The sequence below is a fragment of the Nevskia ramosa DSM 11499 genome, assembly GCF_000420645.1.
Classification (GTDB): Bacteria; Pseudomonadota; Gammaproteobacteria; order Nevskiales; family Nevskiaceae; genus Nevskia; species Nevskia ramosa.
Map to the genome: position 1 here is coordinate 137,042 of NZ_ATVI01000009.1, position 23,337 is coordinate 160,378.

Genomic DNA, 23,337 nt, shown 5'->3' on the forward strand with positions numbered 1-23,337 from the left:
CCTTCCCCGTCCCCTGCTGCCAGCGTCCGAATTCCATGACCCAGACAAGAAAAACCAATCAGGTCCGCAAAGTCGCGCTCGCCTACTCCGGCGGCCTCGATACCTCCGTCATCCTGAAGTGGCTGCAGGACACTTACGGCTGCGAAGTCGTCACCTTCACGGCCGATATCGGCCAGGGCGAGGAACTCGATCACGTACGCCCGAAAGCGCAGCAGCTCGGCGTGAAGGAAATCTTCATCGACGATCTGCGCGAGGAATTCGCCCGTGATTTCGTGTTTCCGATGTTCCGCGCCAACGCCGTCTACGAAGGTGAGTATCTGCTCGGCACCTCGATCGCCCGGCCGCTGATCGCCAAGCGCCTGGTCGAGATCGCCCGCAGCACCGGTTGCGATGCGATCAGCCACGGTGCCACCGGCAAGGGCAACGATCAGGTTCGTTTCGAACTCGGCGCCTACGCGCTGTGGCCGGGCGTGAAGGTCATCGCGCCGTGGCGCGAATGGGATCTGAACTCGCGCGAATCGCTGCTCGCCTACGCCGCCAAGCACGAGATTCCGATCGCCAAGAAGCCGGGCGGCGGCAGTCCGTACTCGATGGACGCCAACGCGCTGCACATCTCCTATGAAGGTGGCGGTCTCGAAGACCCGTGGTGGAGCCCGGATGACAGCATCTGGCGCTGGACCAAGAATCCGGAAGATGCACCGAACGAAGCCGAAGAAATCACCATCAGCTTCGAGCGCGGCGATGCCATCGCGATCAACGGGGAAGCCGGCACGCCGTTCCAGATTCTCGATCGCCTGAACGCGCTCGGCGGCAAGCACGGCATCGGCCGTCTCGACATGGTCGAGAACCGCTACGTCGGCATGAAGTCACGCGGCTGCTACGAAACGCCGGGCGGCTCGATCCTGCTCAAGGCGCATCGTGCGATCGAAAGCCTGTGCCTGGACCGCGAACAGGCGCATCTCAAGGACGAGCTGATGCCGAAGTACGCCAGCCTGATCTACAACGGCTACTGGTGGAGCCCGGAGCGTCGCATGCTGCAGGCCCTGATCGACGACAGCCAGATCCGGGTCAACGGCGATGTGCGCCTGAAGCTCTACAAGGGCGCGATCTACAACCTCGGCCGCCGCTCGAAGGATTCGCTGTTCGACGCCAGCCTGTCGACCTTCGAGGACGATCGCGGCGCCTACAATCAGAAAGACGCCGAGGGCTTCATTCGTTTGAACGGCCTGCGTCTGCGGACCGGCGCCACACGCGACGCGCGCTAAGCTCAGCTAGATTTCATCCACCACCCAACCACCGGAGCACGACCATGGCCAAAGGCATGGACAGTAAAAAAGCCGAAAAGAAAGCACCGCTGAAGACGATGAAGGAAAAGAAGGCCGAGAAGCAGGCCAAGAAGAAGTCGAAGTAAGCCTCCGCTTCAGGCAGCGCCCCAATCCCCGCCATGTCCTGCATGACGGGGATTTTCCGTTTCAGCCTCCCGGAACGCCAGCGCCCAGGGCCTTGCCGTTGATGGTCAGCACGCCGCCCTTGAACGCGGCGACGCTTTTCGCCTGCTGGCCGTCGACCAGTAGCAAACCCTGTGCAATCAAGGCGTCGCGAGTGTTCTGCAGCGCGCTGGCAATGACTTCCTGCGGCACTTCGTTGGGTGCGACACCGGCGTTGCCGGCCAGATCGGCACGGATTTTCTGGCTCAGCAGCAGGTTGACGTAGTCGAGCGGGGCATCGAACTGGGCGTGGCCTTCGACATCGGTCAGCGGCGAGAAATCGTCGAAGTTCGCATCGCCGATGTAGCGCAGGCTGCCCTCGGCCTTCACCGCGCCGGCGGGGCTGCCGAACGACAGTTCGTCGACGCGCAGCTCGGGATGGCCGGCTGCCAGCTGACTGAAGGCCGGCTTCAACTCCGCCATCATCGCGGCCGGATCGACGGCCGCGTCCTTGCCATGCGTCTGCTGATAGCGATTGGCCGCGGTCGACATCGCGATCGTCGCCGCCGTGTCGAGATGATCGAAGGTCACAGTCAGGCGGGGCAGGTCGATCCGGGTGCCCGCGGCTTCGAAGCTGGTCGCCGAGAACTGCACGCCGGAGCTGATCGCGCCGTCGACCAGCTTGGTATCGGAGCTGAGCGCGAACTGGTTCAGCGTCGACGTGACTTCGGCAGACTTGAGCGCGAGCGAGGCGACAGTGATCGTCGAAGTGCCGATCCACAGCGGGCTGTCGTCGACCTGGGTCATGTCGGCGGTCATCGCCAGTTGCCCGAACGAACCCTGCTTGCCGTCGTTGCCGACGATATCGAGGCTGGGCGCTGCCAGTTGCAGCAGCAGATGGCCACCGCCCAGCGAATAGCTCGATTCGATGCCCGCCCAGCGAACCTTGAGCGCTTCCGCAGCTGCCGTGCTGGCGTCGACGGCGGGCGACCGGAGGCTGCCGCTGATCCCGCCGGCGACGCCAAGATCTGTGATCAGCGTGAGCAAGGGCTGTTCGCCGAACAGCGGCGTCAGCGAGGTCTTCAGATCGTCATCGAGCTGCGGCGTGGTGACGAGGCGACCCAGGCGCAGCAGGCCATCGAGTCGCGGCCCGTGGCTGATCGCGTGGTTCAGGCGCAGCTGCACGATCTTCGGCGCAGCGGGTGCTTCGTCCTTATGGTCTACTTCGTGGGCATGGGCTTCCGGCGGCAGCACGATCTCGACCGTGGTTTCGGCCTCGGCCGAATACAAGCCGCGCTCGTAGCGGCTGATCCGGATCGGGTAGGGGCTCTGTTCGCTCATGCTGGCGATGCCGGCACGAAAGGCGGACTCGATCCGCAAACCGATCACATAGGGCCCTGCCACGGCGACGACGCCGATGATGCCGATCGCCAGTGCTGCTTTCCCTGCTGCCTTCATCGTCTACTGCTCCTTCATGAATGGTTGACCCGTTGCCTCAGAGACGGTTCTCCACCGGCAGGGTTTTGCGCTCCCCGTCGCCGCCTGTATCGCGCAGATGCAGATCCATCTGCGGATACGGGATGGCGATGCCTTCGGCATCGAAGCGCAGCTTGATCTGCTCCAGCAATTCGCTCTGTACGTCACCCCATTCCGCGGTCTTCGCCCACGGCCAGACGGCGAAGTCGACCGAACTGGCGCCGAGCGCACGCACCTGCACGGTGGGCGCCGGTGACTTCAGCACTTTTGGATGATTGAGCACGATCTCCTGAAGGATCGATTTCGCCAGCTTCAGATCGGCGTCGTAATCGATGCCGATGGTGATATCGAGGCGGCGCGTATTGCGGGCGCTGTAGTTGGTGATGGTCGCCGCGGTGATCGTGTTGTTCGGCACGATCACTTCCTGATTGTCCGCCGTGCGCAACACGGTATGAATGATCTTGATCTCTTCGACCGTGCCCTTGATGCCGCCGGCATCGACGAAATCACCGACCCGGAACGGCCGGAACAGGATCAGCAGCACCCCGGCCGCGAAGGCGCTGAGCTGCCCCTGCAAGGCCAGGCCAACGGCGAGTGCGGCACCGCCGACGACGGCCGCGAGAGAATTGGTGTTGATTCCGATCTGGCCCAGTGCCGAGATCACCACCAGCGCATAGCCGAGACCGTAAACGACGTTGCCGAGGAAGCCGGTCAGGGTCGGATCGGCATTGGCACGTTGCATCACCGAGCGCAGCACCTTCACCGCCATCCGCACGACGAACCGGCCGAGGAAGAAGATCAGGAACGCCACGGCGACCTTCAGCAACACCGGCAGGCCGAGTTCCAGCCAGCGTTCCGGCTGGGTGAGTTGTTCCAGTTTGAAATCCATCAGGTCTCCGCGAAGTGCGTGCGTTCGGGTAGTTTAACGGGCCGATCCTCGCAACCACCCCAACCGATGCCGATGAGCGATACCACCGACGAAGCCCCTGCCACCCTGACGCCGCGCTACATCCAGGCCAATGGTCTGGAGTTCGCCTACCTCGAAGTGCCGCCTGCCAGTGGCGCGGCCGAGGCACCGCTGGTGCTGGTGCTGCACGGTTTTCCCGATACCGCGTGGAGCTTCGCGCCGCTGCTGCATGAACTGGCCGCCGCGGGCTATCGCGCCGTGGCGCCGTTCACGCGCGGCTATGCGCCGACCGAAATTCCCGAGGACGGCGACTATTCGCTGCCGACGCTTGGCCAGGACGTGCTGGCGCTGATCGAGCACTTCGGCGCCGATCGTGCCTTCATCGTCGGCCACGATTGGGGTGCGGTGATGACCTATGCCGCTGCCGCACTGCGCCCCGATCGGGTGCGCGCGATCGTCACCGCGGCGGTGCCGCATCTGCGTCGCTTCCTGCTGCGGCCATCACGCGCTCAGCTCGCGGCCTCGCACTACGTGTTCAAGTTCCAGCTACCGGTGTGGCCCGAGCGGCGCATCCGCGAGGACGATTTCGCCTGGCTGGTGAACCTTGCGCGCAGCTGGTCCCCGGGCTGGATTCCGGATGATGACTATCTGGTGCCGATGAAGGCGAACTACGCCGAGCCAGGGCGGCTGAAGGCCGCGCTCGGCTACTACCGGGCGATCCCGGCGATGTTCTTCAAGAAGGTTGCCTGGCAGTTCCTGCTGCAGCCGACGCAGGTCCCGGCCTGCGTCATCCGCGGCGAGCACGACGGCTGCATCCTGGACAGCTCGTTCAGCGATTCCGAGCACCTGTTCTCGGCCGGTTATGAACCAGTCCGCATGGCCGGCATCGGCCATTTCATGAACCTGGAAGCGCCGGACGCCTTCGCCAAGCACGTGCTGGAATTCCTGGCCCGGCATTGAGCCGATGAACTTGCGCGCGATCGACTGGCTGGCCGATAGCGTCTGTCGCTGGACACCGTTGCCGATGGCGGGCGAAACCATCGTCTTGCCCGAAGCGGAGGCAGAGCTGGTGGTCGATGTCGCCGAGCGTCGTCGCGGTCATTTCATCGCCGGCCGCGTCTGTGCCCGTGCGGCGCTGGCGGAGCTGGGCCATGTCGATGCAGTGATCGGCCGGACCGCCGACGGCGCACCGGCCTGGCCGGACGGCGTGATCGGCAGCATCGCCCACTGCGGGGATGCGGCGGTCGCGATTGCCGCTTCGACCCAGCATTGGGCCGCGCTCGGTATCGATATCGAGATCGATCGCGCGCTGCCGGACGATGCGGCGGCCTATGTGCTCGATGAAGCGCAATGTGCACGCCTTGCTGAACTGCCCGGCGGTCTCGCCCGCTGGGCCTTGCCGGCGTTCAGCGCCAAGGAATGCGTGCACAAATGCCTGCAGCCCCTGCGCGGCCTGTTCCTGGAGTTCAGCGAGGTGGCGATCACATTTTCAATGGACTCGGATCGGTACACCGTCGAAGCGAAATCGGCACGAGCGCAACAGGCGATGGCCGGTATCGAGTGGACCGGAGAGCTGCGCCGCTTCGATGGCCTGCTGCTGAGCCTGCTGGCCGCGCGGCGGCTCTAGACGCTCGTCTGACGCCGCGCAGCGACCCCGAGCACCCAGTCGACGAGCATGTCGATCAAGGCTTCGCGCGTCGCCCGGCGGATGAAATGGTGGTCCGCTTCGGGGATCTGGCGAATCGTCAGGTGGCGATAGCCGCGCAGGATCGGAAAGGCGTCGATCAGCTGTGCGGCATAGGTGTACTGGTGCTCGACATCGCCGGTGTAGACGTAGAGCAGCGATAGCTGCCGGCGGATGAATTCGACCAGATCGGCTTCCATGCGCTCGTGCGATGGCGCGTCGTGATAGTGGATCTCGCTCGGCAGCACATCGTGCAGCGCGCTGCCGGATTTCGGTGTCAGGCTGATGCCGAGCGGCCCTGGCGGCGGGTGGCGGCTACGTTCGGTGAGGCGCGCCATCGTCCGGTTCAGCCAGGCGCGCGGTGTGGAATGGATGTAGCCGTCGAGGAATACGGCGCCGATCAATCGCGGATCGACTCTGGCGGCTTCGTGCGCATCGTGGGCGCCGCTGTGGCTACCGATGATGATGGTGCCGGTGGAGATGTTGCGGGCGTCGAGCGCGTCCATCGCGGCACAGAGATCGAGCGCCGAATCGGCATCGCTGCGGCCGGGCACGATTTCGCTGTCGCCGAGGCCGGCGTTGTCGAGGCGCAAGGACACCAGGCCGGCGTTGGCCAGCGCCCGGGCCAGTTCGACGTGCATGCGGCTGGGGCCGACTCGATGGATGACGCCGGTGTTCGGGATCAACACGGCCGGGCGCTGCGGGTCCGGCACGTCCGGGCTGCCGATGATGCCGAACAGGGCACCGCTTTCACCGAAGGAGATCGCCCGCTCGTTCATTTCAGGCCATCCGCCAGACGCTCGGTGACGATGCGGAACGACGCGCTCGGCAGCCACGGCGAGTGGATGCGCTCGACATCGCTCCAGTGGCCGGCGTCGGGCAGGCGGATCGATTCGACGCTGTCCGGCGGAATGCGATCACGGCTGACGAAGATCACTCGGCCGGGCAGGTCGCGGCGCAGGCCGGGCAGCTTGGCGATATCGGCAGCGAGGCCAACCGGCCATTCGTGGCCGAGCAGCTCGTCGCGCGCAGGCGGAACCAGCTGCGAGCGCACGCGGCGTTCGCTGCTGCGCTTGTGGTTCAAGGCCAGATCCATCTGCTGCAGATTGGCGACGAACACTTCGCCGCTCGGTGGGGAGTCCCAGAGGGCAACGGCCTGGGCTGCGACAACGCCTGTGGCGATCGCTTCCTGGGCCAGCAGGGCGCCGAAGCGCAGGCCGAGCAGACAGAGGTCGCTGCAGCCGGTTTCAGCACTCAAGGCCCTTGCGGCAAGGCCGAGTTCATCGATCCAGCCATTCAGGCAGCTGCTGCGGGCATCGCCGCCGGAATCGCCGGTACCACCGTAGTCGAAACGCAGCACCGGAAATCCGCTGGCACTGAGGCTTTGTGCCAGTTCGCGCAGGCCGCGGTAGGTGCGCAGGTATTCGGTTCCCCAGCTGTTGCAGATCAGGATGCCGGTCTGCCGTGTAGCGCCCAGCGGCAAATGCAGCATGCCGAACAGCGGCCTTGCCACCGGCCCGAAGTAGAGCGGCTTGTTCAAGCGGAGGGGGCGAAAGCGAAAGGCGACGGCAGCAGCGCCGGACAGTCGATCGCGTGGCGAACGGGCCGGAGCGTGCAGGCGGTAGCCGGGGCTTGGTCGGGGTTCCGCTTCACATCCGTTCGAGGGTGTCGGCCAGAGTCGGCGTCAGCCGGTTGGGACGGCGCAAATCAGTATGGTGTTTGCGTACTTGATCGACAGGTTGACGTGGTGGCAAGGACGGCTCGGCGAACACCCGCCGAGCCGTCGCGATTTGCTGACGAGCGGCGCTTACTTCACGGTGACGGTGATTTTCTCGGAAGCCAGCGGCGGGTTGAACGGCACGTGCTGGCCATTCGCGAACTCCAGCTGCAGCGTGTGGGTGCCCGGCGTCAGCTCGATCGTGGTCTCGGTCTGGGCCTTGCCGAAGTGCACGTGGTTGGCGTCGGCCGGAATCGGCGCGTCGGCGGGCGGCAGCTCGGCGTCGATCATCAGATGGTGATGGCCGCTGGCCGGTTCTTCGGTGCCGGCCGGGGCCAGAGTGATGCCTTCAACGACGAACTTGACCAGCAGCGGGCTGCTGACGGTGGCGCCGTCCTTCAGGTCGGCGAACGAAATCTTGGCGCCTTCCGGGGCCGGCGACGACTTCAGCGCCGGAGCTGCGGCTTCCGGCGCGGCAGCGGCCGGTTCGGCGGTGGGTGCTGCCGGAGCGGCTTCTTCCTTCTTGCAGGCCGCAAGCAGTACGGTGGCGGACAGCAGCAGCGACAGTGAGCGAATGTGGTTCATGGTCTTTTACCTTCGAGTTTTCGTGGGAACGACGCCAACAGCGACAACAGCGAGTTGCGGCCGCAGGCGCGGGGAAGGATACCTGCACCGCCCGTGCCCGACGCCCCGCCACGCCCTGCGCGGGTCCTGGCAGCCAAACGCGGGCGGGCGTGCCCGGGGCTGATCGCGTATACTTCGCCCCAGTTTGGTGAGGCGCTCCGGTTGCGCCCCTGCTTGAAGACGATGCATCCGGCCGCCTCCCCGGCGCCGCAGTTCAAGGTCTTTCCGGTAGTACAAACCCTCGATGCGCCAGTCGGCGCGGTTCGAAATCCTCGTCCCCACTGCCTGAACCGGTGCCGTGCAGAGCGTTTCTGCGCACGGTGTGGCGGCTTCAGGAGTAATGAAACATGTTGTTTGCTGAATTGGGCCTATGCCCGGAACTGTTGCGCGCTCTCACTGACGAAGGCTATGAAAAGCCCACGCCGATCCAGGCGCAGGCGATCCCGATCGTGATCTCCGGCCGCGATCTGCTTGGTGCCGCCCAGACCGGTACCGGCAAGACCGCCGCCTTCACCCTGCCGATCCTCAACCGCCTGGCCTCGCAGCCGCGCGACGCCGCGACCACCGCGCGCGTTGCCCCGCCGAAAGTGCTGGTGCTGGTGCCGACCCGCGAACTGGCCGCCCAGGTCGGTGACTCGATGCGCACCTACGGCCGCCATCTGCCGGCGATCAAGACCGCGATCATCTTCGGCGGCGTCGGCATCAACCCGCAGATCGACCAGCTGCGCCGCGGTGTCGACATCATCGTCGCCACGCCGGGCCGCCTGCTCGACCATCTCCAGCAGCGCACGGTGAATCTGTCCGGCATCCAGATGCTGGTGCTCGACGAAGCCGACCGCATGCTCGACATGGGCTTCATCCGCGACATCCGCCGGGTCATCCAGGCGCTGCCGCAGAAGCGCCAGAACCTGCTGTTCTCGGCAACTTTCAACCCGGAAATCCGTTCGCTGGCCGAAGGCCTGCTGCACGATCCGGCAAGCGTCGACGTGGCCCCGCGCAACACCGCGGCCGAGTTGGTTGCCCAGCGCGTGCACCCGGTCGACAAGGGTCGCAAGACCGCGCTGATCGCGCATCTGGTGAAGGCCGGTGACTGGAAGCAAGTGCTGATCTTCACGCGTACCAAGCACGGCGCCAATCGCCTGGCCGAGCAGCTGGTGCGCGAGAACATCCTGGCCGATGCGATCCACGGCAACAAATCGCAGAACGCCCGCACCCGCGCGCTGGCCGACTTCAAGGCCGGCAAGATCCGCGTGCTGGTGGCCACCGATATCGCCGCACGCGGCATCGACATCGACCAGCTGCCGCATGTCATCAACCATGAGCTGCCGAATGTGCCGGAGGATTACGTCCATCGCATCGGCCGTACCGGTCGTGCCGGCGCCGAGGGTGAGGCAATCAGCCTGGTGTCGCCGGACGAGCGCGCCTTCCTGAAGGACATCGAGCGCCTGCTGCGCAAGTCGATTCCGTCGTCGACGGTGACGGGCTACGAGCCGGGCTCGCAGCCGACCGCCGAAGAGCGCGCCGCCGCAGCAGCCCGTCCGCCGGCACCGCCGGAGCGCGAGCGTGGTGAACGTCCGCGGAATGCTCCGGGTGGCCGTGGCCACGCGCCGGGTAATGGTGCCCGTCGTCCGGGTGCCGGCGCCGCGCCGAGCAGCAACAACGGCAATCGCCATGCACGCCCGTCGCGCGATGGCGCGCGTCCGTCCGGCACCAACAATCAGAACCAGCGCACGCGTTGATTGCGTCGCTCACCGTTAACCGAGAAGAAGGAGTCATTGGATGAAGCGTATCTATGCCGGCAACCTGCCCACCGACACGACTGAAAAGGAACTGACCGAGCTGTTCTCGACGCACGGTCGCGTCCGCTCGATCAAGCTCGCGCACGATGTGTTTTCGGGCAAATGCCGCGGTTTCGGTTTCATCGAGATGGAAGGTCACGAAGCCCGTGCCGCCATCGCCGGCCTGAACGGCAAGGAACTGCGCGGCAATCTGCTGCGCGTCAACGAAGAACGCCCGAAGGACGACAAGAAGGGCGGCCGCCCGGGCGGTCCGCGCCGTTAAGGGCTGACGCAGCCTTTCGGGCGATCACCACGATCACCTGAAACGCTGCAGCTTGCTGCACCCAGACGCCACGATCGCCTTGCGGTCGTGGCGTTTTTGCTGGGCGCTAGTCGACGCTGGCGCCTGGATCGAAATCCTCGTCCAGCGCGTAGTCGCCCGAGGCCAGCGCAGCGATGATCGCCTGCGCTGCGTCAATATCACGGGCCTTGACCTGCACCCGCACGCCGCCCAGCGCCAACGCGATCAACGGATCGGCCTGCACGTGGTTGCGATCGGCGAGGAAGGCTTCGATGCCATCCGCCTGCAAGCGACCCTGCAGCAACTGCGCTTCCACTGCGTCGCTGAAGCGCGCGACAGTCAGCCAGTCATTGGGATCGTCGTGCAAGGGACTTTATGCCGGCAGCACTTCACGAGCGCCATCCGGGCCGCCGAGCAGCAGCACGTCGGCGCCGCGATGGGCGAACAGGCCGACGCTGATCACGCCGGCGAGCATGCCGATCTCGGTTTCCATCTTCAGCGGATCGACGATCGAGAAACCGGACACGTCGAGGATCAGGCCGCCGTTGTCGGTGACGAAGCCCTCGCGCAGCTTCGGGTTGCCACCCAGGCGCACCAGTTCGCGGGCGACGTAGGAGCGGGCCATCGGAATCACTTCCACCGGAAGCGGAAATGCGCCGAGCACCGGCACCAGCTTCGATTCGTCGGCGATGCAGATGAACTTGCGGCTGGCCGCGGCAACGATCTTTTCGCGGGTCAGCGCGCCGCCGCCGCCCTTGACCAGGCGCAGGTGCTTGTCGGCTTCATCGGCGCCGTCGACATAGATCGACAGGGTGCCGGCCTCGTTCAGCTCGACCACCGGAATGCCGATCTTCTTCAGCCGCTCGGTCGAGGCATTCGACGACGACACCGCGCCGGGAACGTCCTGCTTGTGCGCGGCCAGCGCATCGATGAAGTAGTTGACCGTCGACCCGGTACCGACACCGAGCAGTTCGCCCGGCACGAGATATTTCAGGGCGGCTTCGGCGGCGGCTTTCTTGGCTTGGTTCTGGTCCATGGGGCGAGGCGGTGATCGTTGGAGTGGCGGCGCGCGAGTTTGAAGCAGGCGAGGGGACGATGCACCTCGGCGACTCAGGCAGGGCGTTCCCCGAACAGTGCCGAACCGATGCGCACCATCGTCGCGCCTTCCTCGATCGCCACTTCGAAATCGTCGGACATGCCCATCGACAGCTGATCGAAAGCGCTCGCATCGACGCTGCCGGAGGCGCGAATACGATCGCGCAGTTCGCGCAGCAGCCGGAACGAGGCGCGCGAGTTCTCCGGATCGTCGACCGGCGCCGGAATGCACATCAGGCCGCGCAGGCTTAGCCGCGGCAGCCTGGCGATGTCGGCACAAAGCGCAGCGGCTTCATCCGGCGTCGCGCCGCCCTTGCTCGCTTCGCCGGAGACGTTGACCTGCACGCAGACTTCAAGCGGCGGCAGGTCCGGCGCGCGTAGTTCGGACAGGCGTTCGGCGATCTTCAGGCGATCGATGCCATGCGCCCAGGCAAACATGCCGGCCAGCGCGCGGCACTTGTTGCCCTGGATCGGGCCGATGAAATGCCAGACCAGGCGCCGGCCAGCCAAAGCTTCGGCAAGGCCGATCTTGTCGATCGCTTCGCGCATGTAGCTTTCGCCGAAGTGCAGCGCGCCGAGTTCGGCGACCTCGGCCACGGCATCGGCATCGAAGGTCTTGGAGACGGCGATCAGACTCACCTCGCCGGGCGCGCGGCCGGCGCGGGCCGCGGCGGCAGCCAGTCGTCGGCGGATATCCCTCAACCGGTCGGAAACGGTATTCATGCGGGTGTGAAGTAAGGTCTCATACGTCCATCATCTGCCAGCAACGGCCGCCATCAGGGCGAAGCCTGCGGCATAAGGAAAACTCGGGGAGAGCCGGTCTTGGATATCGCGCAGCTGTTGACCTTCAGCGTCAAGCAGGGAGCTTCGGACTTGCATCTGTCTGCCGGTGTGGAGCCGATGATCCGCGTCGATGGCGACATGAAGCGCATCAATCTGCCACCTCTGGAGCACAAGGAGGTGCACGCGATGCTCTACGACATCATGAACGACAAGCAGCGCAAGGCCTACGACGAATTCCTGGAAACCGATTTCTCGTTCGAGATTCCCGGCCTCGCGCGCTTCCGCGTCAATGCCTTCACCCACGCCCGCGGTGCCGGCGGCGTGTTCCGCACCATTCCGTCGAAGATCATGTCGCTGGAAGATCTGAAGTGCCCGGCGATCTTCAAGGACATCGCGGAGACGCCGCGCGGCCTGGTGCTGGTCACCGGCCCGACCGGCTCCGGCAAGTCGACGACCCTGGCGGCGATCATCAACCACATCAACGAGAACGACTACGGCCACATCCTCACCGTCGAGGATCCGATCGAATTCGTCCATCCGTCGAAGAAGTGCCTGATCAACCAGCGCGAAGTGCATCGCGACACGCTCGGTTTCAATCAAGCGCTGCGCTCCGCGCTGCGCGAAGACCCGGACGTGATCCTGGTCGGCGAAATGCGCGATCTGGAAACCATCCGCCTGGCGCTGACCGCGGCCGAAACCGGCCATCTGGTGTTCGGCACCCTGCACACGACCTCCGCCGCCAAGACCATCGACCGCGTCGTCGACGTCTTCCCGGCGGCCGAGAAGGACATGGTGCGCGCGATGCTTTCCACCGGCCTGCGCGCGGTGATCGCCCAGACCCTGCTGAAGAAAACCGGCGGCGGCCGCGTCGCTGCGCACGAAATCCTGATCGGCACGCCGGCGGTGCGTTCGCTGATCAAGGAGAACAAGATCGCGCAGATGTATTCGGCGATTCAGACCGGTTCCCGGGACGGCATGCAGACGCTCGACCAGTGCCTGAAGGAGCTGGTCAAGAAAGGCGTGGTCAGCAATGCCGAGGCGCGCACCAAGGCCGAGAACAAGGCGGACTTTGCGGGCTAGTCGTCCACTCTGCGGGACAGCCTGACACTCACCGAGACCACACGATGGAACGCGACGAAGCAATCAAGCTGATCCAGCAACTGCTGGTGCAGATGAAGACCCGAGGGGCCTCGGACCTGTTCCTGAGCGCCGGCTTCCCGCCGGCGATCAAGCTTGACGGCCAGCTGACGCCGGTCACCGACAAGCCGCTGACCGGCCAGAACTCGGCGCTGCTGATCCGTTCACTGATGAACGATCGCCAGCTCAAGGAGTTCGAGTCGACCAACGAGTGCAACTTCGCGATCAATCCGCCGGCCATCGGCCGCTTCCGGGTCAGCGCCTTCGTGCAGATGGGCCAGGTCGGCGGCGTGCTGCGGACGATCACCACCGATATTCCGACCTTCGACCAGATCGGCCTGCCGACCAGTCTGAAGGAGGTGATGATGGCCAAGCGCGGCCTGATCCTGATGGTCGGCGCGACCGGCTCCGGCAAGTCCACTTCGCTGGCCGCGATGCTCGGCCATCGCAACGCCAACTCCAAGGGCCACATCATCACCATCGAGGACCCGGTGGAGTACGTGCATCCGCACCTCGGCTGCATGATCACCCAGCGCGAAGTCGGCACCGATACCTTGAGCTGGGAAGCAGCCCTCAAGAACACCTTGCGCCAGGCACCGGACGTGATTCAGATCGGCGAGATCCGCACCCGCGAAACCATGGAGTACGCGATCAACTTCGCCGAAACCGGCCATCTCGTGCTGTCGACGCTACATGCCAACAGCGCCAATCAGGCGCTCGATCGGATCATCAATTTCTTCAGCGAGGAAAAGCGCGAACAGGTGCTGATGGACTTGAGCCTCAACCTGCGCGCGGTGATTTCGCAGCGCCTGGTGCGGCGCGAGAATGGCGGCCGGGTGCCGGCCGTGGAGATCATGCTGAACTCGCCGCTGATCGCCGATCTGATCTTCAAGGGCGAGGTCGTCGGCATCAAGGAAGTGATGAGCCGCTCGAACGAGCAGGGCATGGTCACCTTCGATCAGTACCTGTACCAGCTGTTCGAGAGCGGCCAGATTTCCTATGACGAAGCGGTGCGCAATGCCGATTCACAGAACGAACTGCGCCTGAAGGTGAAGCTCGAATCGAAGCGCATGCGCGAGAACCTGCTCGAGGATCCGGCGGTGAAAGGCTTGCAGATGAAAGAAGAAGACAACGCCCAATTGCACACTTCGCTGCTGCGGAGATAGGCATGGAGAAGCTTCTTGCGTACCTGAAGCTGACGGTCGAGCAGCAGGCGTCCGATCTTTACTTCAGTGCCGGCGCCACGGCGATGCTGCGCATCGAGGGCGATCTGCATCCGGTCGGCCGTGTCGTGCTGACCAGCGATTTCATCCGCGAACTGTCCCGCTCGATCCTCGATCCCGAACAGCAGGAGCGCTTCGATCGCGAGCGCGAGATCGATCTCGCCATCGAAGCCGCCGGACTTGGCCGCTTCCGGGTCAACGTGTTCACACAGCGCGGCACCGTGGCGATGGTGCTGCGCTATGTGAGGTCTGAAGCGCCGAAGCTCGCCGACCTGAACCTGCCGGAAACCCTGGCGCAGATGGTCATGCAGAAGCGCGGCCTGCTGCTGATGGTGGGCGCGACCGGCTCCGGCAAATCGACGACCCTGGCGGCGATGATCAATCACCGCAACGAGCATGCGGCCGGCCACATCCTGACCATCGAGGACCCGATCGAGTTCGTCCACACCAACAAGCGCTCGATCATCAATCAGCGCGAAATCGGCCAGGACACGGTCAGCTACGAACGGGCGCTGCATTCGGCGCTGCGGGAAGCGCCGGACGTGATCCAAATCGGCGAGATCCGCACCCGGGAGACGATGGACGCCTGCCTGCAACTGGCGAACACTGGCCACCTGGCGATTTCGACCCTGCATGCCAACAACGCCTATCAGGCGCTGCAGCGGATTGTGAACCTCTATCCGGATGCGTTGCGGCCGCAGCTTTATCTGGACCTGTCCTTGAGCCTGCGGGCGATCGTGTCGCAGCGGCTGGTCAAGCGCCTGGATGGTCGCCGGGTCGCCGCGGTCGAAGTGCTGATCAACACGCCGTTCCTGCAGGACCTGATCGTCGGCCGCCGCATCGAAGAGATTCGCGACGCGATGAGCCAGTCCTCGGACTCTGGCATGCAGACCTTCGATACCTCGCTGCATCGTCTGTACAAGGACGGCCTGATCTCGCTTGATGAGGCGCTGGCCAATGCCGATTCGCGCACCAACCTCGAAGCCAAGATCAACTTTGGTCATTGAAGCGCAGCCATAGAGGCGTGCGGTTGCGTGGTCACGGGGACCACACTACAATCCGCGTCCCGCTGTACCCGACGTCGGCGCAAAACATCGCGAAGACCGAACTATAACCACCTCCAGACGCAAGTTTGCGAGGCAATCAGAGCAGGAAAATGGGCACTTATTTCGCAACCAATGAAAATGCGAAGCGTGATTGGACCCTGATCGACGCCGAAGGCGTTGTTCTGGGCCGTCTCGCCTCGGAAGTCGCACGCCGTCTGCGTGGCAAGCACAAGCCGGAGTTCACGCCGCACATCGACACCGGTGATTATGTTGTCGTCATCAATGCCGACAAGATCCGCGTCACCGGCAACAAGATGGAAGGCAAGATCTACTGGCGCCACACGGAATATCCGGGCGGCATCAAGTTCACGACGCTGGGCAAGATGAACGCCGAGCATCCGGAACGCGTCATCGAGAAGGCGATCAAAGGCATGCTGCCGTCGGGCCCGCTGGGCTACGCGCAGTACCGCAAGCTGAAGGTTTATGCCGGTGCCGAGCACCCGCACACCGCGCAGCAGCCCACCACCTTCACGATCAAGGGTTAATCCATGGCCACGCTCAAGCAGCCTGCTGACCAGCATTACGGCACCGGCCGTCGCAAGACCGCCGCCGCCCGCGTTTTCATCCGTCCGGGCAAGGGCGATATCGTCATCAACGGCAAGACCGTCGAGGCCTACTTCGGCCGCGAAACCTCGCGCATGCTGGTTCGCCAGCCGCTCGAAGTGTCCGACTGCGTCGGCCGTTTCGACATCAAGGTGACGGTCGCCGGTGGCGGTCCGAACGGCCAGGCCGGCGCGATCCGCCACGGTCTGACCCGCGCCCTGATCAAGTACGATGAGGCCCTGCGTCCGGGTCTGCGTGCTGCCGGTCTCGTCACTCGCGATGCTCGCGAAGTCGAGCGCAAGAAGGTCGGCCTGCACGGCGCCCGTCGCGCTCCGCAGTACTCGAAGCGCTAATCGGCATTCGTGGCGACGCCTTCGCAGGCGCCGGCACGGTCGGAAGCTTCAAGGTTTTTGGGAGATCGTCTAATGGCAGGACAACAGATTCTGACTCTGTTTATCTAGGTTCGAGTCCTAGTCTCCCAGCCAGTAAAGGAAAGCGCTTAGCGATGAATTCGCTAGGCGCTTTTTCTTTTTCTGCAGTCGCTGTGCACTCTTCATTCTTCCGCGATGGCTACATCGAACAGCGGCCAACAAAAAGGGCGGAACGGCCATGCGGCCGTTCCGCCCGAGGCGATGCAGCTGTCAGCCGTGCTGTCTCAGCGGCCGCCGAGACCCGCGACTGCGGCCATCACGAAGAACACGTCGGTGTTGTCCAGCGTGCCGTGGATGAACTGCGAGCCGCGGCCGAATGCGGACAGCGGTATGTCGTTTCCGGTATGCGCGGCGACGGCGTCCGACACCTGGCCGGTGACCAGGAAGCCACCGAGCACGTCGCGGTTCAGCGGGCTGGCCGGATGGCTGTTCAGCGGGGCAGTGTTGTTGCCTGGCTGCTGGCTGTCGCGCAGCGGCAGCGGATTGGTCAGCCAGTCCTCATAGCGATCGGCGTTCGCGGCATAGCCGATCAGCAGCTTGAAGTCCGGATCCATCGACTGCGGATAGCCATCGGCGGCCTGCGTGTAGCGCGGGAAGCCTGCGGCATCGTAGGTGCCGACGACATTGCCGGCCGGGCCGCTGCCGCGCGGGCCGGCAGCGCCGGTGCCAGCGCCGGAACTGGCGCGACTGTCGAGATCAGCGCTGCTGACGGTGGAGCCGCCAATCACCGAGAAGCCGCCGTTCTCGTGGTCGGCGGTGACGATCACCAAGGTGTTCTTGTCGCGTGCCGCGAAGGCCTGCGCCACCGCGATGGCCTTGTCGAACTCGATGGTGTCCATGATCGCGCGTTCGGAATCCATGTTGTGCGACTGCTTGTCGATCGACGCGCCTTCCACCATCAGGAAGAAGCCGTTGCGGTTGCCGTTGTCGAGCACCTCGAGCGCCTTGCGGGTCATGTCCGGCAGCAGCGGCTGGTCGGGGAAGCCGAAGTCGTCGACCACCGTCGAGGTACCGCGGCGCTTGCCGAGCTTGTCCAGCGCCACATTCATGTTCGACAGCGCGAACAGGCCGAGCAGCGGCTGGTTGTTCGGCACGTTCAGCAGCGCGCTGTTGTTCGGCGCGTAGCTGAAGCCGGCGGCCTGGAAGTCGGCGATCAGGTTGCGCGCCGGGTCGAGCACGCCCGGGGCGATGCCGTAGGCGGAGACCAGATCGGCCGGCAGCACGTAGTCGGTGCCGTTGCCGCGCTGCGAACCGTTGAAGCCGGTGGCGTTGCCGCAGGGTTCGCTGCCTGCGCAGGTCGACGGGTTGGGCAGGAACCACTTGCGGCCGCCACCCATCAGCACATACAGGCCGTTGCTGGCACGTTCATCGAGGAACTGGTCGACGATGCCGGTGCCGTTGCCGCGCGCCTGGGTGTGCACGGCGTTGGCGGCCGGCGTGGCGTCGAACACATCGGCGGTGGTGACGATGCCGGTGCGGGTGCCGCGCACCCGGTGCAGGTATTCCGACAGATATTCGATGCGCGGATTGTCGAAGGCCGCAAGGGTGTCATCCGGGAAGACGCCTTCCTGGTTGTTCTGAGCCTTGTTGCCGGTGACGTAGTTGGACATGCCGGGGGCCGAATCGGTGACGATCGAGTTCAGCGAGGCCGTCATGATGCTGGCGCTGTACGGGAAGGTATCCATCGCCAGCGGCGTGATCGACTTGCCCTGGGAAATACCGCCCTGGACGATGCGCGCGGCCGAACGATGGCCGGCCCCCATGCCGTCGCCGAGCATGAAGATGATGTTCTTGACCGGCGTGATGCTGCCCGGCGCAGGAATGCCGATGATTTCGAAGTTGCCACTGCGGGTCACGCTGCTGCCGTTGCTCTGCAGCGCGCTGACCGTGAGCGTGTGCACGCCGGACGTGCTCAGCGAATAGGCACGCCGCGAGGCGACTGCCGTATTCGGCGCCACCGTGGGCACCAGACCGGTGGTGACCAGGCTGACGCTGCCCGGCACCGGCACGCCATCGACGCTGAAGCTGACGCTGCTGATCGTCTGGCCGGCGTCAGGCTGCACGGTGGCCTGCAGATCGAAGCGCTGGCCGGGAATGAAGCGGGCAATGATCGGCGCGCTGCTGACACCATTGGTGCGGAACAGCTCGCTGGGCGGGGTCAGCCGGGAAACGCTCAGCGCCTGAGCACTGGTCGAGAACAGGGCCGCGGCGGCAGCTGCCAGCAAGCCGGCGGTGGACAGATAACTGCGGATTTGCATGGCAAGGCTCCTGACGGAAGAACTTCGAGACGTTGTGAAAGGGGTCAGCGTCGACCGGCTGCCGCGCTGGCCAAGGGGCTGGACGGGACGTCGATGGCCAGCGCATCCAGTTGCAGCCGCACATAGGAGATGCGATCGAAGCTCTCCTGACGGGCGCCGAGATCCAGTACGCCGGTCACCGCGATCGGGCCGGGACGGTACGCCGGGATTTCACTGGCGTTGCCGCTGGGCAGGTGCACGAACACCGTGCCGGGCGGCAGATCGTCGGCACCACCATCGGCCCGTTCAGCCAGATTGACGGGCTGCGAGGCCAGCAGGAACAAGCCTTCATAAGGCTCGTCCTGGCGGACCATGTAGCCCTGGATGCGGACCCGCTGATGATCGAGCGACAGCAGCTTTTCAGTCGGCTCCAGACCATAGGGACCCACCGGCAGCCGATACAGCTCGGTCAGCGACAGCGCGGTGGCCGGTGCGGCCACAGGCGCATTCGTGAGTGCAGGTGGCTGCAGCGGCGCCATCGAACAGCCGCTGGCACCTAGCAGCAGGGCGCTGATGCCCAGGGCTTTCAGGAGTGCCGGGAAGTGGATGCCGGAGTCTGCTGGCAAGGGAATGGTCCTGGATTGGGGGACAAGGTGACAGCCGTCGATCCGCAGATCGGACGAAGGCACGCTAGCCCTACTGGATGACCGGGAAATGACATTTCCTTCACCTGAGAACGGCCGGTGACAGAACCGCTCATCGCCAACGAGCAACGGCCGCGACCGAAAACCCGCGATTGCCGGCTTTTTGTGGGGGCGCCCATCAATTTGCCGGCAATTTGTCGGCAATTGCCGGTCGACGGCGGCCATTCGCGGCACAGGCCCGCTGTACGATAGTTGCCATATTCCTAAGTGGCCGCGCGCACATGAGTGTTTTCCAGTCGGCAGGCCGCACCGATCTCGGCAAGATTCGCAAACGTAACGAGGACGCCATCCTGAGCCGCGACGACGCCCGGCTCTGGGTGGTGGCCGATGGTCTTGGCGGGCATTCCGCCGGCGACGTCGCCAGCGCGCTGATTGCCGAGCGGCTGGGGGCGATCGAGGTCGGTTCGTCGGCCCCGGACGCTGTTGATGCAATCGACGACACCTTGCTGGCCGTGCACGAGGAACTGCGTCTGCTGGCGCAACAGCGACGCGTCGACCTGATCGGCTCGACGGTGGCGCTGACCCTGATTCGTGATGGCGTCGGTCTCTGCGGCTGGGTGGGCGACAGCCGCGTCTACTGCTACGAGGGCGGTCAGTTGCGTCAGCTGACGGTCGATCACGCGCATGCCCCGCCGCTGGGTAGCACTTCGCAGGCCGGAGCCGGCGTATTGACGCGCGCGATCGGCGCCGATCAGGTGCTGTCGATCGACTGGCTGGCGGTGGCGCTGAAAGCGGACACCCAGTTGCTGTTGTGCACCGACGGCGTCAACAAGGAAATGTCCGATCAGGAACTGGCGGAGGTGCTTGGAGCGGCATCCTCGGCAGAAGCCGCGATCGACGACATCTTCGCCTGTTGCCTGGCCCGCGGCGCCCGCGACAATGTCTCGGCGATCGTGATCCGAGCGCCGGTCTGATCGATGGAAGCTCGGTTCGTCGAATTCAACGAAGCCCTGATGGCGCTGGCGCAGCGGCTGCGCGAGGGCGCTCTGAGCATGGCCGAGTTCCGGCTGCAGCGGCGGCAGTTGCTGGCGGCGCTGATGACGACGGTGGCTGCAGCTTCGACGGCCGGACCGGGCCTCGAGCGGCCCGCGGAACCGCCGGTGACATTGCCGAGGACCGAGAAAGGCAGATCCCGTCGCGGCACCGTGGCGGCAGCGGTGTTGCTACTGGTTCTGCTGCTGGCAGTCGCGCTGTTCGGCGTGCTGGCCTGACTCGGCGACTCAGCGATACAGCGCGAGGTACTGCCTGGCGGAATTCGCCCAGGTGAAATCGCGATTCATGCCGCTGTGCTGCAGGCCGGCGCGGGCGACCGGATCGGCGAGCAGTTCCAGCGCCCGGCGTATGCCATAGAGCACACCGCCGGCATCGGCATCGTCGAACACCACGCCGGTCGCCGTGCCGTTCTTCAGCGTGCGCGTCGTCGCATCGACGACGGTATCGGCCAGCCCGCCCACCCGATGCACGACCGGCACAGTGCCGTAGCGCTGGCTATACATCTGGTTGAGGCCGCAGGGCTCGAAGCGTGACGGCATCAGGAACAGATCGGCACCGGCTTCAATGCGATGGGCCAGGCCTTCGTCGTAGCCGAGCTTCAGACCGATCCGGCCCGGATACTGGGCGACCGCTTTCGCGAAGCCGCGCTCCAGTTCCGGCTCGCCGGCGCCGAGCATGGCGAGCTGAATCGGCAGCTGCATCAATTCGGGCAGGGCCTGCAGCACGACGTCAAAGCCTTTCTGCTCGGTCAGGCGGCCGATGATGCCGATCAGCGTCTGCGGGCTTTCATGGCCAAGACCCGGACTCAAGCCCAGTTCGGCGCTCAGCGCGGCACGGTTCGCGGCCTTGCCGGGACGCAGGCTGGAAGCGGTGTAGGTCTGGGCGAGATGGCCATCGGTGGCCGGATTCCACACGGCATCGTCGATGCCGTTGAGGATGCCGCTGAGCCGTGGCGACAGATGTTCCAGCAGGCCATCGAAGCCATGGCCGAAGCGCGGGCTGCGAATCTCGCGGGCGTAGTTCGGGCTGACCGTGGTGATCGCATCGGCCCAGTACAGGCCGGCTTTCAGCATCGACATCTGGCCATGGAATTCCAGGCCGTCGATCGCCCACCAGCCGGGCGGCAGGCCCAGCGCTTCGAAGGCGCTGCGCGGGAACAGGCCGCTGTAGGCCAGGTTGTGGATGGTGAACACGAAGCGCGGCGAAGGATCGCGCAGCTTCAGCCAGGCCGCGGTGAGGCCGGTCTGCCAATCATTGCCGTGAACGACATCGGCCTTCCAGCCGCCAGTGCCTTCGCCCAGCGCCAGCCGCGCCACGGCTTCGGCGAAGCAGCCGTAGCGCCAGGCGTTGTCCGGCCAGGGCTGATGCTGCCGGGAGTGATAGGGATCGCCTTCGCGGCCGTACAGCGGCGGATAGTCGATCAGCCAGTGCAGCACCGGCGAGCCCGGCACGCGGCCCTGCCAGATCACGAACGGCTGGCCACGGACCTTCAACTCGCCGAGCCGGGTAGGCGATTCGAGCTTGTCCAGGGTGCCGCGATAGGCTGGCAGCACCACGCGAATGTCGACGCCGAGCGCAGCCAGCGCGCCGGGCAGGGCACCGGCAACGTCGGCGAGGCCACCGGTCTTGACCAGCGGCAGCGCTTCGCTGGCCGCAAACAGAACCTTCATCAGGACTCCAGCATTTCCTTGGTCACCAGAGTCACGCCGCTCTTGGTCACATGGTAGTAACTGGCCGGGCCACCGCTGTTCTCGCCGATCAGGGTGCCGTCCGGTACCACGCAGTTTTCGTCGATCACGGCCTTGTTGATCACGCAGTTGCGGCCGATGGTGACGCCGGGCAGCAGCACCGACTGGCTGATCCTGCTGCCAGTCTCCACCCGGGTGTTGTTGAACAGCACCGAGTTGCGCACTTCGCCGCCGGCAACGATGCAGCCAGCACTGACCATCGAATCGATCGCGCAGCCGCGTTCGCCCGGCTTGTCGAGAATGAACTTGGCCGGCGGCAACTGGGCGGCGTGGGTCCAGATCGGCCATCGCTCGTCGTACAGGTTCAGCTCGGGCAGCACATCGGTCAGCTCCAGGTTGGCCTGCCAGAACGCGTCGACGGTGCCGACATCGCGCCAGTAGCCCTGCTTGCTGCCGTCATAAAGATCGCGGAACGGATAGGCGTAGACCGCCGCTTCGGCAATCGCCTTGGGGATGATGTCGTGGCCGAAGTCGTGGCTGGATTCGCTGACGCCGGCATCGCGGTTGAGGAAGTCGAGCAGGAAGCGGGCATCGAACACATAGATGCCCATGCTCGCCAGCGCGACGTCCGACTTGCCCGGCATCGGCTGCGGATTCTTCGGCTTCTCATCGAAGCGGACGATGCGCTTGTCGTCGCCGATGGTCATCACGCCGAACTCGGTGGCGTCCTTGAGCGGCACTTCCAGACAGCCGACCGTCACCTGCGCGCCGGTGGCCACGTGCTGCGCCAGCATCGGGCCGTAGTCCATCTTGTAGATGTGATCGCCGGCCAGGATCAGCACATGCGCGGGCTGATGAGTGCGGATGAACGGAATGTTCTGATATACGGCATCGGCAGTGCCGGTGTACCAGCTCATGCCTTCGCTGCGCTGCTCGGCCGGCAGCAGTTCCACGAACTCGCCGAACTGGCCGCGCATGAAACCCCAGCCCATCTGCAGATGGCGGATCAGCGCGTGGCTCTTGTACTGGGTAAGCACGCCGACCCGGCGCACGCCGCTGTTGATGCAGTTCGACAAGGTGAAATCGATGATCCGGAACTTGCCGCCGAACGGCACGGCCGGCTTGGCGGTATTCGCGGTCAGCTGCATCAGCCGCGAGCCGCGGCCTCCGGCCATCACCAGGGCCAGGGTTTCGCGCGTGGCGCGGCTGACGAAACGCACTTCAGGCTGCGTGGACAAGAACGCTGTCTCCTCTGCATGTATTTGGATTATGACCGCCGCGCATGACGCTGACGGTGCCGTTCATCACGGCCATTGCCATTGTCGGGTCTGGCGGCTTTGCTGCAGGCTGCGCACCGCGATGGTGCGACGGCACGATGCATGCGAATTCGATGCCATGGACGATCGCGGCCGCTGCCGGCTCTGATCACCGTCCAGCCATGTGAACATCGGGCGCATGAGCAACGCGATTCCACGAACCGAAT

At 65.0% G+C, this 23,337-nt stretch carries 25 protein-coding genes and 1 tRNA gene; 14 read left to right on the top strand and 12 right to left on the bottom strand.

Annotated features, from left to right (window positions below; translation table 11 throughout):
- The first annotated feature begins 35 nt into the window (after positions 1-35).
- Positions 36-1,265: an argininosuccinate synthase gene (locus G513_RS0115895; RefSeq protein ID WP_022977849.1), complete on the top strand. Its 1,230-nt coding sequence runs from the start codon at positions 36-38 to the stop codon at positions 1,263-1,265.
- 207 nt (positions 1,266-1,472) lie between these two features.
- Here the strand turns inward: G513_RS0115895 and G513_RS0115905 are convergent, their stop codons facing one another.
- Together G513_RS0115905 and G513_RS0115910 are read right to left on the bottom strand one after the other, a co-directional pair.
- Positions 1,473-2,885: a DUF945 family protein gene (locus G513_RS0115905; RefSeq protein ID WP_022977851.1), complete on the bottom strand. Its 1,413-nt coding sequence runs from the start codon at positions 2,883-2,885 to the stop codon at positions 1,473-1,475.
- A 37-nt stretch (positions 2,886-2,922) separates the two neighbouring features.
- On the bottom strand, positions 2,923-3,792 hold the full coding sequence (locus G513_RS0115910; RefSeq protein ID WP_022977852.1) for a mechanosensitive ion channel family protein: 870 nt from the start codon (positions 3,790-3,792) through the stop codon (positions 2,923-2,925).
- Positions 3,793-3,864: 72 nt separating this feature from the next.
- Between G513_RS0115910 and G513_RS0115915 the strand changes: the two genes are divergently transcribed.
- Together G513_RS0115915 and G513_RS23525 are read left to right on the top strand one after the other, a co-directional pair.
- On the top strand, positions 3,865-4,770 hold the full coding sequence (locus G513_RS0115915) for an alpha/beta fold hydrolase (protein ID WP_169560670.1): 906 nt from the start codon (positions 3,865-3,867) through the stop codon (positions 4,768-4,770).
- A 4-nt stretch (positions 4,771-4,774) separates the two neighbouring features.
- Positions 4,775-5,437, top strand: coding sequence for a 4'-phosphopantetheinyl transferase family protein (locus G513_RS23525; protein WP_022977854.1), 663 nt, complete (start codon positions 4,775-4,777; stop codon positions 5,435-5,437).
- On the opposite strand, the gene G513_RS0115925 is transcribed toward G513_RS23525, so the two are convergent.
- From G513_RS0115925 to G513_RS0115935, 3 genes are all read right to left on the bottom strand, one after another.
- Positions 5,434-6,273, bottom strand: coding sequence for an alpha/beta hydrolase family protein (locus tag G513_RS0115925; protein ID WP_022977855.1), 840 nt, complete (start codon positions 6,271-6,273; stop codon positions 5,434-5,436). The genes G513_RS23525 and G513_RS0115925 overlap by 4 nt on opposite strands.
- The gene (locus G513_RS25090) at positions 6,270-7,034 is read right to left on the bottom strand and encodes an alpha/beta hydrolase family protein (protein WP_022977856.1); all 765 of its coding nucleotides are present in this window, start codon (positions 7,032-7,034) and stop codon (positions 6,270-6,272) included. Before G513_RS25090 ends, G513_RS0115925 begins: the two co-directional genes overlap by 4 nt.
- A 267-nt stretch (positions 7,035-7,301) precedes the next feature.
- Positions 7,302-7,796 (bottom strand): DUF4399 domain-containing protein, encoded by a 495-nt coding sequence (locus G513_RS0115935; RefSeq protein ID WP_022977857.1) that lies wholly within the window; start codon positions 7,794-7,796, stop codon positions 7,302-7,304.
- A 422-nt stretch (positions 7,797-8,218) separates the two neighbouring features.
- On the opposite strand from G513_RS0115935, the gene G513_RS23535 reads away from it, so the two are divergent.
- Both G513_RS23535 and G513_RS0115945 read left to right on the top strand, forming a co-directional pair.
- The gene (locus tag G513_RS23535; RefSeq protein ID WP_245563135.1) at positions 8,219-9,574 is read left to right on the top strand and encodes a DEAD/DEAH box helicase; all 1,356 of its coding nucleotides are present in this window, start codon (positions 8,219-8,221) and stop codon (positions 9,572-9,574) included.
- A gap of 40 nt (positions 9,575-9,614) precedes the next feature.
- A complete protein-coding gene (locus G513_RS0115945) occupies positions 9,615-9,896 on the top strand; it encodes an RNA recognition motif domain-containing protein (protein ID WP_022977859.1) in 282 nt (93 codons plus the stop codon).
- A gap of 106 nt (positions 9,897-10,002) precedes the next feature.
- Here the strand turns inward: G513_RS0115945 and G513_RS23540 are convergent, their stop codons facing one another.
- From G513_RS23540 to G513_RS0115960, 3 genes are all read right to left on the bottom strand, one after another.
- Positions 10,003-10,281 carry a putative signal transducing protein gene (locus G513_RS23540; protein WP_022977860.1) on the bottom strand — a complete coding sequence of 93 codons (279 nt, stop codon included), beginning with the start codon at positions 10,279-10,281 and terminating at the stop codon, positions 10,003-10,005.
- 6 nt (positions 10,282-10,287) lie between these two features.
- Entirely contained in the window at positions 10,288-10,950 is a 663-nt protein-coding gene (gene rpiA, locus G513_RS0115955; RefSeq protein WP_022977861.1) for a ribose-5-phosphate isomerase RpiA, read from the bottom strand.
- 74 nt (positions 10,951-11,024) lie between these two features.
- Positions 11,025-11,732 carry a YggS family pyridoxal phosphate-dependent enzyme gene (locus tag G513_RS0115960; RefSeq protein ID WP_022977862.1) on the bottom strand — a complete coding sequence of 236 codons (708 nt, stop codon included), beginning with the start codon at positions 11,730-11,732 and terminating at the stop codon, positions 11,025-11,027.
- Positions 11,733-11,831: 99 nt separating this feature from the next.
- Here G513_RS0115960 and G513_RS0115965 point away from each other — a divergent pair, with 99 nt between their 5' ends.
- The 6 genes from G513_RS0115965 to G513_RS0115990 all read left to right on the top strand — a co-directional run bounded on the left by G513_RS0115965 (position 11,832) and on the right by G513_RS0115990 (position 16,286).
- Entirely contained in the window at positions 11,832-12,872 is a 1,041-nt protein-coding gene (locus G513_RS0115965) for a type IV pilus twitching motility protein PilT (RefSeq protein WP_022977863.1), read from the top strand.
- Between the two features lie 44 nt (positions 12,873-12,916).
- Positions 12,917-14,095 carry a PilT/PilU family type 4a pilus ATPase gene (locus G513_RS0115970; RefSeq protein ID WP_022977864.1) on the top strand — a complete coding sequence of 393 codons (1,179 nt, stop codon included), beginning with the start codon at positions 12,917-12,919 and terminating at the stop codon, positions 14,093-14,095.
- A 2-nt stretch (positions 14,096-14,097) separates the two neighbouring features.
- A complete protein-coding gene (locus G513_RS0115975; protein WP_022977865.1) occupies positions 14,098-15,159 on the top strand; it encodes a PilT/PilU family type 4a pilus ATPase in 1,062 nt (353 codons plus the stop codon).
- A gap of 149 nt (positions 15,160-15,308) precedes the next feature.
- Positions 15,309-15,743: a 50S ribosomal protein L13 gene (gene rplM / locus G513_RS0115980; protein WP_022977866.1), complete on the top strand. Its 435-nt coding sequence runs from the start codon at positions 15,309-15,311 to the stop codon at positions 15,741-15,743.
- Positions 15,744-15,746: 3 nt separating this feature from the next.
- Complete coding sequence (gene rpsI / locus G513_RS0115985; protein WP_022977867.1) at positions 15,747-16,154, top strand: 30S ribosomal protein S9; 408 nt, start codon at positions 15,747-15,749, stop codon at positions 16,152-16,154.
- A 58-nt stretch (positions 16,155-16,212) separates the two neighbouring features.
- Positions 16,213-16,286, top strand: a tRNA-Gln gene (locus G513_RS0115990).
- A 170-nt stretch (positions 16,287-16,456) separates the two neighbouring features.
- Here G513_RS0115990 and G513_RS0115995 read toward each other — a convergent pair.
- Both G513_RS0115995 and G513_RS23545 read right to left on the bottom strand, forming a co-directional pair.
- Positions 16,457-18,490, bottom strand: coding sequence for an alkaline phosphatase (locus tag G513_RS0115995; protein WP_022977868.1), 2,034 nt, complete (start codon positions 18,488-18,490; stop codon positions 16,457-16,459).
- A gap of 44 nt (positions 18,491-18,534) precedes the next feature.
- Positions 18,535-19,095 carry a hypothetical protein gene (locus G513_RS23545; protein ID WP_022977869.1) on the bottom strand — a complete coding sequence of 187 codons (561 nt, stop codon included), beginning with the start codon at positions 19,093-19,095 and terminating at the stop codon, positions 18,535-18,537.
- A 299-nt stretch (positions 19,096-19,394) separates the two neighbouring features.
- On the opposite strand from G513_RS23545, the gene G513_RS0116005 reads away from it, so the two are divergent.
- Both G513_RS0116005 and G513_RS0116010 read left to right on the top strand, forming a co-directional pair.
- The gene (locus tag G513_RS0116005; protein ID WP_022977870.1) at positions 19,395-20,087 is read left to right on the top strand and encodes a PP2C family protein-serine/threonine phosphatase; all 693 of its coding nucleotides are present in this window, start codon (positions 19,395-19,397) and stop codon (positions 20,085-20,087) included.
- 3 nt (positions 20,088-20,090) lie between these two features.
- Positions 20,091-20,384, top strand: a complete 294-nt coding sequence (locus G513_RS0116010) for a hypothetical protein (protein ID WP_022977871.1) — start codon at positions 20,091-20,093, stop codon at positions 20,382-20,384.
- A 9-nt stretch (positions 20,385-20,393) separates the two neighbouring features.
- Here G513_RS0116010 and glgA read toward each other — a convergent pair whose 3' ends face one another.
- The gene (glgA, locus tag G513_RS0116015; RefSeq protein WP_028475632.1) at positions 20,394-21,836 is read right to left on the bottom strand and encodes a glycogen synthase GlgA; all 1,443 of its coding nucleotides are present in this window, start codon (positions 21,834-21,836) and stop codon (positions 20,394-20,396) included.
- On the bottom strand, positions 21,836-23,092 hold the full coding sequence (gene glgC / locus G513_RS0116020) for a glucose-1-phosphate adenylyltransferase (RefSeq protein ID WP_022977873.1): 1,257 nt from the start codon (positions 23,090-23,092) through the stop codon (positions 21,836-21,838). Before glgC ends, glgA begins: the two co-directional genes overlap by 1 nt.
- Positions 23,093-23,136: 44 nt before the next feature.
- Here glgC and G513_RS25970 point away from each other — a divergent pair, with 44 nt between their 5' ends.
- On the top strand, positions 23,137-23,298 hold the full coding sequence (locus tag G513_RS25970) for a hypothetical protein (RefSeq protein WP_022977874.1): 162 nt from the start codon (positions 23,137-23,139) through the stop codon (positions 23,296-23,298).
- Positions 23,299-23,337: the final 39 nt, after the last annotated feature.